This is a genomic window from Faecalibacterium sp. AF10-46, from assembly GCF_003604105.1.
GTDB classification, from domain to species: domain Bacteria; phylum Bacillota; class Clostridia; order Oscillospirales; family Ruminococcaceae; genus Faecalibacterium; species Faecalibacterium taiwanense.
On record NZ_QVGY01000005.1, the window covers coordinates 23,478 to 38,813 of the forward strand.

Consider the following 15,336-nt stretch of genomic DNA (forward strand, 5'->3'; position numbering starts at 1 on the left):
CTATCAGTTATCTTGACCTTTTCCCGGCCCGCTGTTACAATTGGCGTATCACTTTTGCCCGAAGGGAGGCTTCTGCTGTGACCGACCGCCAGCTGCGCTGCTTTCTGGCGCTGTACGAAACACTGAACTTTTCTGTCGCCGCACGGCAGCTGTTCCTCACCCAGCCCACGCTGAGCTACCAGATCCGCACGTTGGAGGAGGAGCTTGGCACCCCGCTGTTCGTGCGCACCACCTGCCGGGTGGAGCCAACGCAGGCCGGCCAGCTGTTTGCCGAGTTTGCCCAGAGCACCCGCAAAGGCTACGAGGCTTTTCAGGCTGCTCTTGCGGCCGGGCAGCGCCAGCGGGAAAAGCTGGTGCTGCAGGTACCCGCCACCATGGCCGCACGCGACCCGCTCTATCACGACCTGCTGCTGGCTCTGAGCCGGGAGCTGCCGGACTGCGATCTGGAAGTCGTCACCGACTCCACCTTCCGCCCGCCGGAGGAAGTACTGCAAAGCGGCGTGGATGCACTGGTGCAGCTGCTTGCTGAGCCGGTGGGCAGTGCCGTGGACGTGATGAGCCTGTTCGATACCCGGTGCTACCTGCTGGCAAGCCCCAACAACCCCCTCAGTGCCGAAAGCTTCCTCACACCGCCGCAGCTCACCGGGCAGACCGTCTGCTTTGAGAGCTGCGATGCCGTTTTTGTCTCCATCGTTCGCCGCTGCATGGAGGAAGTGCCTATGCGCTGGCTGATGGTGCCCAGCTTCGAGAAGGAGTATGTTCGGATGCTGGCAGGCAAGTGCCTGTTCTTCAGTCCGGTGCGGGGGCATGGCTCCCCGAGAGAGTGGTTCCATGCCCTCATGTTCCCCTTCCCGCCCATGCCCACCTGCCTGTTCACCCGCCGGGGCGACACCCGGCCCGAGATCCAGACACTAAAGACCCTTGCTCTCGCCGAGCACGCCCGTGCCGTGGAGGACGGCAGGTTGTAAATGGTAAATATAGAAGAAGCACCGCTGCGCAGTACGATTTTGCCGCCATCATTGAACGAGCGCAGCCCCTTCTTCGTATCGGATACAGACAACAAAAAAGCGTTCTGAGATATCTCAGAACGCTTGGTGGTTGCGGGGGCCGGATTTGAACCAACGACCTTCGGGTTATGAGCCCGACGAGCTACCAGACTGCTCCACCCCGCGATATTTACTTTGTGCTCTCAGCGGTTCTCGCTGACTGCTCAAGTATAATACCACAAGGGCGGGCGGATGTCAAGTATTTTTTGATTTATTTTTTCTTCTTTTTCCAAACCACGAACCCTGCGCAGGCGGCGGCTGCGATCACCACCACCGGCCATGCACCGGCAAGGGCAACGATGACCTGCTGCAGGCCATCCACAAAGTTCTGCCAGCCAGCGGAAAGGGCGCTGACAAAGCGGCTGCCGAAGCCCTCGCTGGGCGGCGAGTAGGTGCTCACCTCGCTCAGGCTCACGCACACGGTGCACTCTTCCACCTGATCGTTGTACCAGTCCATCTGGCTCTGCCAGCTCTCGATCTGGCTCTGCACATCCGTCAGGCTGGACTCGATCTCAAGCAGGTCGGAGAGGTTGTCGGCCTGCTGCTGCAGCTGCTGCAGGCGGGTTCGCTGGTTCTTGAGATTTTCAAGCCGGGTCTCCACGTCCATGTACTGGGCGGTCACGTCGTCGGCCTGCTGGTTTTTGTAGGTCACGTTGCCTGCTTCGGCCACGGCGGCAAGAAAGTTCTCGTAGTTCTGCTGCGGCACCCGGTAGGTCAGGCTGACGCTGCGGCTGTCACCGGCATCCGAGTATTCACTGCTGGATTCCAGATAGCCGCCCGCTTCAGCAAGGGCAGCATCCAGCGCAGCGCGGGCTGCGTCGTAGTCCTTGCTTTCCAGACTGAGGTTCGCGGTGTAGATGATCTTTGCGTGGTCGGTGCTGTGGGCCGCTGCTGTCGCGTCGTCCTCCGAATAAACAGCGGTGCTGTTGTCTGCGCCGCTTTCCAGCGCCATGGTGTTCAGACTGTAATCGGCTGCCATGGGGCTGTCCACAGCGGCACGGTCCGCGCCGCCTGCCGACATCACCGCCGCAGTGCTGTCCGCAGAATAATAGACCGCCGGGCTGCTGCTCTTTGCGCCAAGGCCGATTTGTCCGGTGGCAAAAGCACCATAGCCTACCACACACACCGCCAGACAGGCCGCCAGTGCGCCCACCCGCTTTGCGGGAAAGCGGATCAGTTTCTTCTTCGGCTGCACCGGGGCGGACTGGGCCGGTACCGGTGCGGCGGTCTTCATCATGGGCTGGGCCTTTTCTTCTTCGGTCAGCTGGTCGGTCATGGCCAGCAGCTTTGCCTTCAGATCGTCCGGGGCGTAGAGGTCATCCGTCTCCATCTTATACTCATACCACCTCATCTTCGATCTCCTCCTTCAGCATCGTATGTAACTGCGCCCGGGCACGCCGCAGCCAGCTCAGCACCGTGTTGGATGGTGCGCCCATCATCCGGCCGATCTCCGCAGCCGTGTACCCCTCGTAGTAATGCAGATAGATGGCATTGCGGTAGTTTTCCGGCAGGGCGCGCACTGCGTCCAGCACACTGCCGTCCTCAAACGCATCGGGCGCGGGCAGGTTCTCGTCCAGCTCGGTGTCCTTCTGATGGGCTGCGCGGGTCAGATCCCGGCAGCGGTTGATGGCCACCCGCAGCAGCCACGCCTTGAGGTGCTCCTCACTCTCAAACGTACCATTATAATGCAGGAGCTTCTCGTAGACATCCTGCACCACATCCTCGGCATCGGCTGTGCATCGGCTATTGTGTATGGCAGCGCGGTAAACAGCATCGCTGTATTTCTGCACTGCCAGCGTAAATACTTCGTTTCTGGTCAGCTGTCCCATAGTTTCAAGCTCTCCTTTACCGCCTGTACAGGGCTGGTGGAATTCGTATTCCACGGGGGACATTCACCCTATACACGGCTGAACGCCCCCGAAGATTGCATTGTTGGAAAAATTTATGAAAATCACCTTTTATATACTCTCTGCAGCAGGGCCACCCGTTCTGCAAGGAAGGTCTCGGCCTTCGGATGGTGCAGCCAGCGCTTGTTCGCCGCTGTGCCAGCCAGCTTTCTGCCCAGCGCTGCCGGGTCGGTATCGGCCTGCATCACATCCTGCATGGTCAACTGCAGCGTCAACGCCGCAGGAGTGTCCGGCAGCGGCGGCAGCGGGTCCTCCCACACAAAGGGCGGCAGCAGCCGCACCGCCACCGTGGCGCGGGTGCACTCCTCGGTGAGCAGCAGGGCTGCAGGCGTGCCGTCCGGCTGGACGTGCAGGGTGCTGTACAGCAGCTGCAGACTGCCCTCGGCCAGCAGGCGGATATCCCCCTCCCGCCCGGTAGGCGAAAGGCTCAAATATTCCCGCGCCTCGTCCAGATAGATGTGCCGGGCCGGTGCCTGCACGCGGGCATACAGCGCAGGCAGCGCAAAGCGGCCCGCTTTGTCCAGTGCGTGCTGCAAAAGCAGGTAGAACTCGGTCAGTGGGTAGGCCGGGTCCGGCTGCGGCATCCCGAAGTCCGGCCGCGAAACATGTCCTCCACCCATGGGGAACCTCCTTGATAAATAACGCTGATGCGGTATTCTAAACATAGAAGGGGTGCTGACTGCAAGGGTCAGCTTTCCATCCCGTTTGTCAAAAAGATTGACCGCACAGTTTGGAAGCAGGGCGGTCAATCTTTTTTGTTATCATCTTACCATATTCTACGACGCATTACAACACGCCCTATTGTAAACCCTGCTGCAACTTCATTGTTGACCGTCTTCCCTCTGCCGCGTTATACTCGGGCACAGATGCCTTGTAAATTTTTAACAGAGGGGAATTCTATTCTATGAAAAACAAAAAACTGACCACCTATCAGATGGCTGTCACTGCGCTGATGGCCGCCGCGCTGTGCGTGCTTGGCCCGCTGAGCGTGCCTATCGGGGCCATTCCCATTTCGCTGTCAAACTTTGTCATCTGCCTGACCGTATGGCTGCTGGGGCCCAAGTTCGGCACCTTGAGCGTGGCGGTGTACCTGCTCATCGGCCTTGTGGGCGTGCCGGTATTCTCCGGCTACGGCGCGGGCATTGCCAAGCTGGCAGGCCCCACCGGCGGCTATCTGGTGGGCTACCTGCTGCTGGCCTTCATCGGCGGTCTGTTCATCGAAAAGAGCAAGGGCCAGCCGGTGATTTCCGGCATCGGCCTTGTGCTGGGCGATGCCGCCTGCTACGTGCTGGGCACCGCATGGTTCGTGTTCCAGATGCAGTGCGAGCTGGGCTATGCGCTTTCGGTGTGCGTGTACCCGTTCATTGCGCTGGACCTCGCCAAGATCGTGGTGAGCTGCATCGTGGGTGCACTGCTGCGCAAGCGTCTGGTACAGGCTGGCGTGCTGAAGCTGAAGGAGGCCTAACAGGCAAAGCAAAAGGGAGACTGCAAACGCAGCCTCCCTTTTTTATTTGTGATCCGTTATTTTACATAGCCAAGGGTCGCAGCCATCACGGCCTTGATGGTGTGCATCCGGTTCTCGGCTTCGTCAAACACGATGCTCTGGGGGCCTTCAAACACTTCATCGGTCACTTCCATGGCATCGCGGCCAAAGCGCTCGCCCATCTCCTTGCCCACGGTGGTCTTGTGGTCGTGGAAGGCGGGCAGGCAGTGCATGAACACAGCGTGCGGGCCTGCAATGTCCATCAGCTGCTGGTTGATCTGGTAGGCGGCAAGGTCGTTGATGCGCTCAGCCCACACCTCCACCGGCTCACCCATGGACACCCACACATCGGTGTACAGCACGTCGGCACCCTTGGCGGCCTTGGCGGGGTCCTCCTCAAAGGTGAGAGTGGCACCGGTCTCGGCAGCGATCTTCTGGCACTCGGCCACGAGGGCAGCGTCCGGCTGGTACTTCTTGGGTGCACAGGCGGTGAAGTTCAGGCCCATCTTGGCGCAGCCCACCATCAGGCTGTTGCCCATGTTGTAGCGGGCATCGCCGAAGTAGACGAAGTTGATGCCCTTCAGGTGACCAAAGTGCTCCCGGATGGTGAGGAAGTCGGCCAGGATCTGGGTGGGATGGAACTCATTGGTCAGGCCGTTCCACACCGGCACACCGGCGTAGTGGGCAAGGTCTTCCACGATCTGCTGGCCGTAGCCCCGATACTCGATGCCGTCGAACATGCGGCCCAGCACACGGGCAGTGTCGGCGATGGACTCCTTCTTGCCGATCTGGCTGCCGGACGGGTCAAGGTAGGTCACTTCCATGCCCAGATCGTGGGCAGCGACCTCGAAGCTGCAACGGGTGCGGGTGGAGGTCTTTTCAAAGATCAGGGCGATGTTCTTGCCTGCCAGCTGGTCATTGTGGCGGATGCCGGCCTTCTTTTTTGCCTTCAGGTCTGCGGCAAGGTCCAGCAGTTCTTCGATCTCGGCAGGGGTGTAGTCCAATAGCTTCAAAAAGCTGCGGTTCTTCAGACTCATTGTATATTTCCCTCTCTATGCAAATTTTATTGTATATTTATACTTATATTATATATTATACTGGGATTCTGAAAAAATTGCAATACCCTGTCGGATATGCTATACTGGCTGTGCTGCCCTTCTGGCATCCTGTACGGGTTGCGGCTCCCTGCATCTGCTTCGTGCCTTGGGCGGCACTCGCATCTTGCAGGCCGCGGCCCCAACAGCTTCTCCCTGTTTCCGCCGCTGGCGGCGGTCGTCGCCGTTGCGCAGCACAGGTAGCTGCACACTTCCTGTGCAAGTGGCTTGAGAGTCACCGCAAGGGCAAGTAAGCACAAAAAGAACCCTCTCGGAGCTGCAACTCTGAGAGGGCTCTTTTTTGTGCGTGGATACAATGGAATGTTCTAACCAACTTCCTACCCTTAGTATATGCAATCCCACACAAAAGTCAAGATGCTATGAAAAAAGTTCACAGCTCCAGCTCTGCCTTCCGTCCGGTGGACTGATAGGCAGTCAGCTTCACGCCGGCCTTTTTGAACATGAACCGCGCCGCCACGCTGGAATCGCTGTCGTGGTACTTGTCGCCGTAGTACACCACCTCGGCAATGCCCGACTGGATGATGGCCTTGGTGCACTCGTTGCAGGGGAACAGCGTCACGTACACCCGCGCACCTTTCAGGTTATTGTGGGCGCTGTTGAGGATGGCGTTCAGCTCGGCGTGGCACACGTACATATACTTGGTGTCCAGCGGTGCGCCCTCCCGCTCCCAGGGCATCTCGTCGTCGCTGCAGCCAATGGGCATACCGTTGTAGCCCAAGGACAGAATTTTGTTTTCCGAGCTGACGATGCACGCTCCCACCTGACTGTTGGGGTCCTTGGAGCGCATGGCCGTGAGCAGCGCAATGCCCATGAAATATTCATCCCAGTTGATGTAATCGGTACGTTTCATTTTGGTATGCTCCTTGTGCCTGTATTCTGCCTTTTATTATAGCGTATCGCTGTGGGTTTTACAATAAACTTTGGCACTGCCGTGCAACTTGCACAAAACCTTGCCCCGAAGTTTGGCGCTTGATTCGTCAGAATTTTCAAACGAAATATTTAAAAATCATTTTGAGTGTGGTATTATCTTTGTAAAATATGCCACAAAAGCGGAGAGAATGCTCCGTGCGGCGGAAATGAGGGAAAAACCGATATGAAATACGCAAGCAACAACATCCGCAATATCCTGATTGCCGGTCATGCCGGCAGCGGCAAGACCACGCTCACCGAGGCGCTGGTCTATTTTTCGGGCGCTGCCGAGCGTATGGGCCGTGTCGAGGACGGCACTACTGTTTCGGACTTTGACCCCGAGGAAGCAAAGCGCAAGGCCAGCCTGTCGGCATCTGTAGTGCCGGTGGAGTACGAGGGCATCAAGTACAACCTGATCGATGCGCCGGGCCTGTTCGACTTCGAGGCCGGTGAGTACGAGGGCATCCGTGCCGCCGAGAGCGTGCTGGTGGTGGTGTCCGGCCGCAGCGGTGTGACTGTGGGTGCGGAAAAGGCGTTCCAGCTGGCCCGCAAGAATGGCAAGGCTACCATGGTGTTCGTCTCCAAGTGCGATCTGGAGAATGCCAACTACTTCAAGATCCTTGAGGATATGAAGATCAAGTTCGGCTCCACCGTCTGCCCCTGCGTGGTACCCGCCAAGCTGGACGACGGCACCCCCGTGTACATCAACCTGTTCAGCCAGAAGGCTTTCAAGTACGAGGGCGGCAAGCAGATCCAGGTGGACCTGCCGGACATCGGCCACCGTTTTCAGGGCCTGATCGAGGCCATGAGCGAAGCCATTGCCGAGACCGACGATGAGCTGATGGAAAAGTTCTTCGGCGGCGAAGCCTTCACCACCGAGGAGATCGTGGAAGGCATGCGCAAGGGCGTCAAGGACGGCCTGATCACCCCCGTGTTCTGCGGCAGCGCCGTGAACCAGCAGGCACTGGATATGCTGCTGTTCAACATGCACAAGCTCCTGCCCAGCCCGGAGCACGAAGCCAGCACGCTGGCCGAGGATGCCGCCGGCGAGCCGGTGGAACTGCACTGCACCGAAGCAGAGCCTACCGCCGCCTACGTGTTCAAGACCGTGGCCGACCCGTTCGTGGGCAAGCTGAGCTACCTGCGCGTGGTCAGCGGCAAGGTGACTGCAGGCGAACCCCTCACCAACGCCCGCACCGGCGATGTGGAGAAGATCTCCAAGCCCCTCACCGTCATTGGCAAAAAACAGGTGGACTCCGACGGCATCATTGCCGGTGACATCGGCGCAGTGGCAAAGCTGGTGAGCGCCAAGACCGGCGACACCCTGTGCGACGCTGAGCGCGTGGTCAAGCTGCCCGCCCCCGTGTTCCCCAAGCCCAGCCTGTTCATGGCCGTCACTGTGGCCAAGAAGGGCGACGAGGGCAAGATCAGCAGCGCGCTGGCCCGCCTGATGGAAGAAGACCCCACCCTGAGCTACGAGAACAACGCCGAGACCCATCAGCAGGTGATCGGCGGTCTGGGCGAGCAGCATCTGGACGTGGTGAAGGCCAAGCTCAAGAACAAGTTCGGCGTGGAGATCGGGCTGGAAGCACCCCGCATCGCCTACCGCGAGTCCATCCGCAAGGCCTGCCAGAAGCAGGGCCGTCATAAGAAGCAGACCGGCGGCCACGGCCAGTTCGGTGATGTTATCATCAACTTCGAGCCCTGCGACAGCGAGCAGGTGGTGTTCGAGGAGAAGGTGTTCGGCGGCAGCGTGCCCAAGAACTTCTTCCCGGCTGTTGAAAAGGGCGTGCGCCTTGCCGCCGAAAAGGGCGTGCTGGCAGGCTACCCCGTGGTGGGCCTGAAAGCCACCCTGCTGGACGGCAGCTACCACCCGGTAGACAGCTCCGAGATGGCCTTTATTATGGCCGCAAAGCTGGCTTATAAGGCCGCTATGCCGGAGGCCGGCCCGGTCATTCTGGAACCCATCCACACCCTGAAGGCTCATGTGCCGAACGACAACACCGGCGATATCATGGGCGATGTGACCAAGCGCCGCGGCCGCGTGCTGGGCATGGAGCCGGACGAGGACGGCCTGCAGACCATCATCGCTGAAGTGCCGCTGGCAGAGCTTGCAAACTTTACCACCTTCATCCGGCAGACCACGCAGGGCCGCGGCTGGTTCACCACCGAGTTTGCCCGCTACGAGGTTCTGCCCGAGATGCTGGTGCCTGCCGTTGTGGAGCAGGCCAAGAAGCTGGGCAATCTGGACGAGAGCGCAGACGATTAAACGGCAAACGTCAACTTCCCCAGTCTGCTGCGCAGACAGCCCCCTCACCGAGGGAGCTGTCAGAGCCGTCAGGTTCTGACTGAAGGAGTTCCAACCGAAATACGACATCACCCCGACCCCCGTTGACACTTTTCCCTCTGTCAGCGGGGGTTTTTGCGGGCAAAAAGCCCCCTCGGAGTAGGAGCTCCGGGAGGGCTTTTTTGTTGTATTGCGTCGAAACTTATGTTATACCGGGCCTGCGGCCCTTCTCCGATCCCCCTGTCGCGGAAAGGAGGTGAACCTTGTGGAAAATTTCATCACCTTTTTCCAGACTGTTGCAGCAGAGGTCGTTGCATACTATCTCTGTAAGTGGCTTGACAGCCTGATGTGCAAGGGCAGTAAGCACTAAACACGAAGCCCCCCGGTATTCCGACTACCGGGGGGCTTTGCTTTGTTCATTGCATGAACCCTATGGATAAGTTCTCATCACCTTATCTATCTCTACTATATGCACTTTGGCGCAAAAGTCAAGGATGTACGAGAAAATTTACAATTTACTTTGCCTTGGGGAATGCCTTATTCCAAGTCTCGATCACGTTGAACTTCGGTGTCCAGCCTTCGGGCTTGAAGGTGTCTGCGCTCTTGGCTTCCATAATGCCCTGCTCCACGCACCACTGTGCAGCCTTTGCCATGTCAGCGTCGGCCACATCCGCAAACGCGGGCTGTGCGGCGGGTTCGGGCCTGCCTGCATTGTTCCACACCAGCAATGCCAGCTGGCCGCGGTTTGCGGGGATGGCTGCACCCTCGGGCAGTAGTTCATTCAGGATCACCCGGGTCACCACCTCGTAGCCGCCCCACACGGCTGCGCTGCCAAGGACCACGGCGGCAATGGCACCGCCTGCGTCACCGGAAGCATTGCCCGCGTCGCCGCCGGGCTGGGGCTCCAGCGTACCGTGAATGACAACGTAGCCCTCGCTGTCTTTCTCTGCATCGGTATCAAGCGGGTCTGGCTGATAGCGCAGGTAGCCGTCGGTGGTCAGGCCGCTAAGGTCGAACCGGCTCAGCGGTCCTTCGTCCAGATAGCCATCAAAGGTCACCTTTGCGTCGCCGGACAGCACGATGGGGCCCGACACATTGAAGCCCTTGGTGGTCACTTTGCCGCCGGAAATGTTCAGGCCCTTTGTGCCGCACAAAGTATGCGCTTTCACTTCGCCGCCGCTGATGCGGATGCTGCCGCTCTCGGCGTAGAGCTCGCCGCCCTCCGCCTGCACACTGCCGCCGGAAATAACGATGTCGCCATCGCGGCTGTAAAGGGCGCGGTGCTGGACGGTATCGGCGCCGGAGACGGTGCTGGCAGTCTTTGTTACCACACTGCCGCCGTGGATGAAAATGCCTTTGCGAGCAGAAAGTGCATCGTTGTGGTAATCTTCCGAAGTGGGTGGCGCGATCGAGACATGGATGCGGCCGCCGTTCAGGGTGATGGTGTCCGCCGTGACACCGCTTTGCAGGGCCTTCGTGGACGTTTCGGTTTCGGCGATGTCCACGATGCCGCTGTTCAGGGTAAAGCTGCCACCCACCCGGATGCCGATGCCGCTGCGGATGTTCAGCGTGCCGGTGCCGCCAAGGGTAAGGCTGCCGTCATCCGAGCAGATGCCGTAATTACCCGGGATGGTGAGAATGTTTGTGCCGCGCAGGTCCACCGACGCGTCACCGTAGGTGCGGATACAGGCACCGCTGCCGGAAATATCCTCCAACATGATGTCCAACTCGTTCAGCGCCACGCTCACCGGCGCACTGTGCCCGTTCAGGCTGGTGTAGATGGCACCGCTGCCGGAGAGGACGGTCTCGTCGGTCTCCGTGTACTCGGACGAAGAGCCGTCATTGCTTGCATCTACGCCAAACAGCTCCACGGTGCGCCCGCTTGTGGTGCCCGTCACGCAGACGGAATCGACCTTGCTGAAGCCATGACTGCCATTGCTGATGTTCCACGTTTCGGCCAGTGCGGGCATGCAAAGGCTCAGGGCCATGGCCCCTGCCACCGCCGCTGCGGCCAGCTGTCTTGCAAGCTTGCGTAGTTTCATGCAGATTGCCTCCTTTTTTCCCTCGTATTTTTACGGGGGGGGGTATGTATTACAGTACTTTGATTATCTCACACTTTACCGGATTTTGGAAGCAAACCTGCGTGAATCGCCCTGAAAAGCGCGTGAATCGTCAAAAGTATCACTTCTCGGGCGGGTCAGCCTTTGCCGCGCCAGCGGCACATCATTGCGCAGGCACATCATCTGCGCGCCGACGGCGCGCATTACGGCAGGATTTCCTCCCCAGCACCGCCTTTTTTGTTGACAAAGCAGCCGCCTGCTATTATAATAATGTAGTCAAAATGGCATTATTGTGCGGCTTTGCGGCTGTGCAAAACAAATAGACAAGGAGAGATTCTCAAATGGCACAAGAGATCAAGATGTCCGCTGCCGGTCTGAAGGCAATGCAGGAGGAACTGGAATACCTCAAAACGGTGCGCCGCAAGGAGCTGGCCGAAGAGATCAAGGAGGCACGCAGCCACGGCGACCTTTCCGAGAACAGCGAGTACGACGAGGCCAAGAATACGCAGGGTCTGGTGGAGAACCGCATCACCGAACTGGAGCAGATGATCAAGAACGCCGTCATCATTGATGAGAGCGAGCTGAGCGTGGACAATGTCTCTGTGGGCACCCACGTCACCATCCTCATGGCCGGCGAGGACGAGAACGAGGAGTACGACATTGTGGGCCGCACCGAAGCCGACCCTCTGAACGGCAAGATCAGCGACGAAAGCCCCGTGGGCCACGCCCTGCTGGGTAAGGCTGTGGGCGACAAGGCCGAAGTGCTGCTGCCCACCGGCCACACCGTGGAGTACACCGTGCTGAACATCACCCACGCTGCAGGCTGAGCAGGCTAAACGAATAGGAGAAACCATGGAAGAACAAAAGAAGAATCCGGCGCAGGGCCTGTCCGAGAGCGAGCAGGTGCAGGTGCGCCGCCAGAAGCTGGCCGACCTGCAGGCTGCAGGCCACGACCCCTTCACCCTGACCAAGTACCCGCAGGATGCCTACTCTGCCGACCTGAAGGCCGAGTTTGCCGACCTGCCCAACGAGACCGACAGCGGCAAGACCGTGGCGCTGGCTGGCCGTATGATGTCCAAGCGCGTAATGGGCAAGGCAAGCTTTGCCCACCTGCGGGACGATAAGGGCGACATTCAGCTGTACGTCCGCCGCGATGAGCTGGGCGAAGAGCCTTACACCGCCTTCAAGAAGCTGGACGTGGGCGATATCATCGGCGTGAAGGGCGAGGTGTTCCGCACCAAGACCGGCGAACTGAGCGTGCGCGCCACCGAGCTGACCCTGCTGGCCAAGAGCCTGCGCCCCCTGCCCGAGAAGTTCCACGGCCTGACCGACACCGAGATGCGTTACCGTCAGCGCTACGTGGACCTGATTGCAAACCCCGAGGTGAAGGACACCTTCGTGAAGCGCAGCCAGATCCTGAAGGAGATCCGCGCCTATCTGGACGAGAAGGGCTTCCTCGAAGTGGACACCCCCATCCTGACCCCCTTCGAGATCGGTGCATCCGCACGCCCCTTCTACACCCATCACAACAGCCTGAACATGGACATGGTGCTGCGCATCGAGACCGAGCTGTACCTCAAGCGTCTGATCGTGGGCGGCATGGACCGCGTGTACGAGGTGGGCCGCATCTTCCGCAACGAGGGCATGGACCCCAAGCACAACCCGGAGTTCACCAGCATCGAGCTGTATCAGGCCTTCACCGACTTCCACGGCATGATGGATCTGGTGGAGGAGCTGTACAAGCGCCTTGCCCAGAAGATCTGCGGCAGCATGGTCATCCCCTATCAGGGCAAGCAGATCGACATGGGCCACTGGGAGCGCCTGACCATGATCGAGGCCGTCAAGAAGTATTCCGGCGTGGACTTCAACGACTGGAAGTCCGACGAGGATGCCATCGCCGCCGCCAAGGAGCACCACGTGGAGCTGCCCGAGGTGCCCACCAAGGGTTCCATTCTGGCCGAGTTCTTCGATGCCTTCGTGGAGGACAAGCTGATCCAGCCCACCTTCATCTACGACTACCCCGTGGAGATCAGCCCGCTGGCAAAGCGCAAGCCGGACGACCCCGCCTTCACCGAGCGCTTTGAGTATTTCATCGACTGCACCGAGTACGGCAACGCCTTCAGCGAGCTGAACGACCCCATCGACCAGAAGGGCCGCTTCGAGCGTCAGGTAGCCGAGCGCAAGGCCATCGAGCCCGACTGCAAGGCACAGGTGGACTACGACTACGTGAACGCACTGGAGTATGGCCTGCCCCCCACGGGCGGTCTGGGCTTCGGCGTGGACCGTCTGGTGATGCTGCTCACCGACAGCGCCTCCATCCGCGATGTGCTGCTGTTCCCCACGATGAAGCCGATTGAGCAGTAAAACGTAAAAAATGGCTTTGTTTCGTTTGAAATTGTGGTGTTCGATACTGGAACAACGTGGATTTACCACCAACTTACCACCAAATTTGATAATTTGCATCAGTAAAACGGAAAGCAGCCTACAATAAACACAAGCACCCCTGCCAATGAAATGTGCGATGACACATAGATTGGCAGGGGTGCTTTTCATGCTTGGAAGATATTAAGAGCATCCTCGTCAATGACTTTTTTCACTTTGCCGCCCGGCTGCCTGATCTCCACCGTGGAAAGCTCGTCGATGTAGTCCGCATAGTGGGCCAGCACCTTTTCTGTGGCCCACTTCTCACCGGCAACGGCGGCTTTGATTGTTTCATAGTCCAGCAGCTTTTCTTGTCCGTCCATCCTGATACCCCCGTCAGATTGATTTTTTCCATGATACCATATCTGGGAGTATGGAGCCAGAGAAACCGGCGATTTTCTGCTGGTAAATTCTACGCATTTAGAGCGGCACTATGGCGGGGATAGGATAAAACACTCACATACCCCGCCGACTATGCGGGAAAAACCTTGAAATATAGGGCTTTTTAAGGCCCTAAATGCGTAGGTTGGTGCTTTGTTGCGATATGCTCCACGGTTACGGTGTATTGTTCATATTCTGTTTTCGGGAATCTTTATGAAATCTTCAAAATTGCCCGGTATGCTATCCGTAAAATCAAAGAAAGGACTTGATTATATGGATATGATTTTGAAAACGACTGACCTCTGCAAAAATTTCAAGGGGCAAATGGCGGTAAACAATGTGTCACTGAACATCCGGCGCAACTCGGTTTATGGTCTGCTGGGGCCGAATGGGGCTGGCAAATCCACGATCTTAAAAATGGTCACCGGCATTTTGCGCCCCACATCGGGAAGCATCGAGTTTGACGGCCACCCGTGGAAGCGGAATGATCTGGAGCATATCGGTGCTTTGATTGAGATGCCCCCGCTTTACGAAAATCTGACTGCATACGAAAATCTCAAAGTCAGAACTACATTGCTCGGCCTGGACGATGCACGAATTAACGAGGTATTGCAAATTGTCCATCTCACGAATACCGGCAAGAAACGGGCCGGGCAGTTTTCTCTTGGTATGAAGCAGCGGCTTGGTATTGCTATTGCATTGCTGAACAGTCCCCAGCTTTTGATTCTGGATGAACCGACTAACGGCCTTGACCCTTTAGGGATTGAGGAACTTCGTGAACTGATTCGTTCTTTTCCGTCCAATGGAATCACGGTCATTCTGTCCAGCCATATTCTGTCAGAAGTCCAGCAGATTGCAGATCATGTGGGTATCATTGCTGGCGGCGTCCTTGGATATGAGGGAGAGCTTCGCGCCGGTGAAGATTTGGAACAACTCTTTATGGATGTTATTCGCAGAAATGGTAAGGAGGGATATTAAATGGAGATGGCATATATTCAGGCAGAGAACCTAAAGCATAAGAGAACTTTCACAAAAACGCTGATCGTTCTGGCCCCATTTGTAACTGCGCTTATGAACTTTTTTGCCCCTCTTTGGTTCCAGCTCAATTCTTATAATTGGTGGTATAACCTGCTTTATCCTGGATTCCTTACGCTCACCTGTGCCTTGATTGAACAGCGGGATAATGGCAAACTAAAATATCGTGCCGTTGCTTCATTGCCTGTTTCGCAGAACAAAGTCTGGAAAGCAAAAATTGGAGTGGCCGGTATTTACTCCTGTGTGGGGAATTTCATTTTCCTGGCGCTAAATCTGTTGGGCGGTTTTGCAATATTAGTTATCAACGAAATTCCCCTGACAATCGGAATTTTGCAGGCTGCGGCCGGAACAGCTTGTATTGTCATTGCAAGCCTATGGGAAGTTCCGCTGTGCTTATGGTTATCAAAAGAAGTTGGTATCTTTGTCACGGTTATTCTTAATGCCGGACTTGGAAGCGTTTTAGGGATTTTCACGGCTACAACCTCTTTGTGGATGATCTGCCCGTATAGCTGGGTGCCGCATCTTATGATTTCCGTGTTAGGTATTTTGCCTAATGGTGAGCCGGTTGCAGATCAGAGTACGGCAATGGCATTTTGGATGATTATACTTGTATTGGTCATTTCGCTGGCCTGGTTTGCGGCGCTGTCATTTTTAACTGCAAGATGGTTTGAGAAAAAGGAGGTGGGGTGACT

The 15,336-nt window shown here is 57.6% G+C and carries 15 protein-coding genes and 1 tRNA gene; 8 read left to right on the top strand and 8 right to left on the bottom strand.

The genetic code is table 11. The annotated features are described in order from the left end of the window. Window positions 1-77 precede the first annotated feature (77 nt). Entirely contained in the window at window positions 78-968 is an 891-nt protein-coding gene (locus DWV57_RS06965) for a LysR family transcriptional regulator (protein ID WP_133303639.1), read from the top strand. A 127-nt stretch (window positions 969-1,095) separates the two neighbouring features. Here DWV57_RS06965 and DWV57_RS06970 read toward each other — a convergent pair. The 4 genes from DWV57_RS06970 to DWV57_RS06985 form a co-directional block, all read right to left on the bottom strand. Further along, window positions 1,096-1,172: transfer RNA gene (locus DWV57_RS06970), tRNA-Met, on the bottom strand. A gap of 85 nt (window positions 1,173-1,257) precedes the next feature. Beyond that, window positions 1,258-2,397, bottom strand: a complete 1,140-nt coding sequence (locus DWV57_RS06975) for a DUF4349 domain-containing protein (RefSeq protein ID WP_120020364.1) — start codon at window positions 2,395-2,397, stop codon at window positions 1,258-1,260. Beyond that, entirely contained in the window at window positions 2,384-2,875 is a 492-nt protein-coding gene (locus DWV57_RS06980) for a sigma-70 family RNA polymerase sigma factor (RefSeq protein WP_044954130.1), read from the bottom strand. Before DWV57_RS06980 ends, DWV57_RS06975 begins: the two co-directional genes overlap by 14 nt. Before the next feature lie 122 nt (window positions 2,876-2,997). Then, window positions 2,998-3,573: a hypothetical protein gene (locus DWV57_RS06985; protein ID WP_243112319.1), complete on the bottom strand. Its 576-nt coding sequence runs from the start codon at window positions 3,571-3,573 to the stop codon at window positions 2,998-3,000. A gap of 284 nt (window positions 3,574-3,857) precedes the next feature. Here DWV57_RS06985 and DWV57_RS06990 point away from each other — a divergent pair, with 284 nt between their 5' ends. Next, window positions 3,858-4,418 carry a biotin transporter BioY gene (locus DWV57_RS06990; protein ID WP_120020365.1) on the top strand — a complete coding sequence of 187 codons (561 nt, stop codon included), beginning with the start codon at window positions 3,858-3,860 and terminating at the stop codon, window positions 4,416-4,418. Between the two features lie 56 nt (window positions 4,419-4,474). Here DWV57_RS06990 and argF read toward each other — a convergent pair whose 3' ends face one another. After that, complete coding sequence (gene argF / locus DWV57_RS06995; protein WP_097777271.1) at window positions 4,475-5,473, bottom strand: ornithine carbamoyltransferase; 999 nt, start codon at window positions 5,471-5,473, stop codon at window positions 4,475-4,477. 448 nt (window positions 5,474-5,921) lie between these two features. Then, on the bottom strand, window positions 5,922-6,401 hold the full coding sequence (locus DWV57_RS07000) for a dCMP deaminase family protein (protein WP_005944992.1): 480 nt from the start codon (window positions 6,399-6,401) through the stop codon (window positions 5,922-5,924). Between the two features lie 243 nt (window positions 6,402-6,644). Between DWV57_RS07000 and DWV57_RS07005 the strand changes: the two genes are divergently transcribed. Continuing rightward, a complete protein-coding gene (locus DWV57_RS07005; protein ID WP_120020366.1) occupies window positions 6,645-8,729 on the top strand; it encodes an elongation factor G in 2,085 nt (694 codons plus the stop codon). Between the two features lie 533 nt (window positions 8,730-9,262). Here DWV57_RS07005 and DWV57_RS07010 read toward each other — a convergent pair. Continuing rightward, a complete protein-coding gene (locus DWV57_RS07010) occupies window positions 9,263-10,789 on the bottom strand; it encodes an S-layer homology domain-containing protein (RefSeq protein WP_118526847.1) in 1,527 nt (508 codons plus the stop codon). 44 nt (window positions 10,790-10,833) lie between these two features. Between DWV57_RS07010 and DWV57_RS07015 the strand changes: the two genes are divergently transcribed. From DWV57_RS07015 to lysS, 3 genes are read left to right on the top strand one after another with little or no spacing between them, the layout of a single operon-like run. Then, entirely contained in the window at window positions 10,834-11,130 is a 297-nt protein-coding gene (locus tag DWV57_RS07015) for a hypothetical protein (protein ID WP_118526845.1), read from the top strand. Window positions 11,131-11,148: 18 nt separating this feature from the next. Beyond that, window positions 11,149-11,634: a transcription elongation factor GreA gene (gene greA / locus DWV57_RS07020; RefSeq protein WP_120020367.1), complete on the top strand. Its 486-nt coding sequence runs from the start codon at window positions 11,149-11,151 to the stop codon at window positions 11,632-11,634. A 25-nt stretch (window positions 11,635-11,659) separates the two neighbouring features. Beyond that, on the top strand, window positions 11,660-13,171 hold the full coding sequence (lysS, locus tag DWV57_RS07025; protein ID WP_120020368.1) for a lysine--tRNA ligase: 1,512 nt from the start codon (window positions 11,660-11,662) through the stop codon (window positions 13,169-13,171). Between the two features lie 185 nt (window positions 13,172-13,356). Here the strand turns inward: lysS and DWV57_RS07030 are convergent, their stop codons facing one another. Then, the gene (locus DWV57_RS07030; protein ID WP_118526843.1) at window positions 13,357-13,551 is read right to left on the bottom strand and encodes a helix-turn-helix domain-containing protein; all 195 of its coding nucleotides are present in this window, start codon (window positions 13,549-13,551) and stop codon (window positions 13,357-13,359) included. Between the two features lie 331 nt (window positions 13,552-13,882). Here DWV57_RS07030 and DWV57_RS07035 point away from each other — a divergent pair, with 331 nt between their 5' ends. Both DWV57_RS07035 and DWV57_RS07040 read left to right on the top strand, forming a co-directional pair. After that, window positions 13,883-14,587, top strand: coding sequence for a lantibiotic protection ABC transporter ATP-binding protein (locus tag DWV57_RS07035; RefSeq protein ID WP_207666246.1), 705 nt, complete (start codon window positions 13,883-13,885; stop codon window positions 14,585-14,587). Beyond that, window positions 14,588-15,334, top strand: coding sequence for a lantibiotic immunity ABC transporter MutE/EpiE family permease subunit (locus tag DWV57_RS07040; RefSeq protein ID WP_120020370.1), 747 nt, complete (start codon window positions 14,588-14,590; stop codon window positions 15,332-15,334). Window positions 15,335-15,336 lie beyond the last annotated feature (2 nt).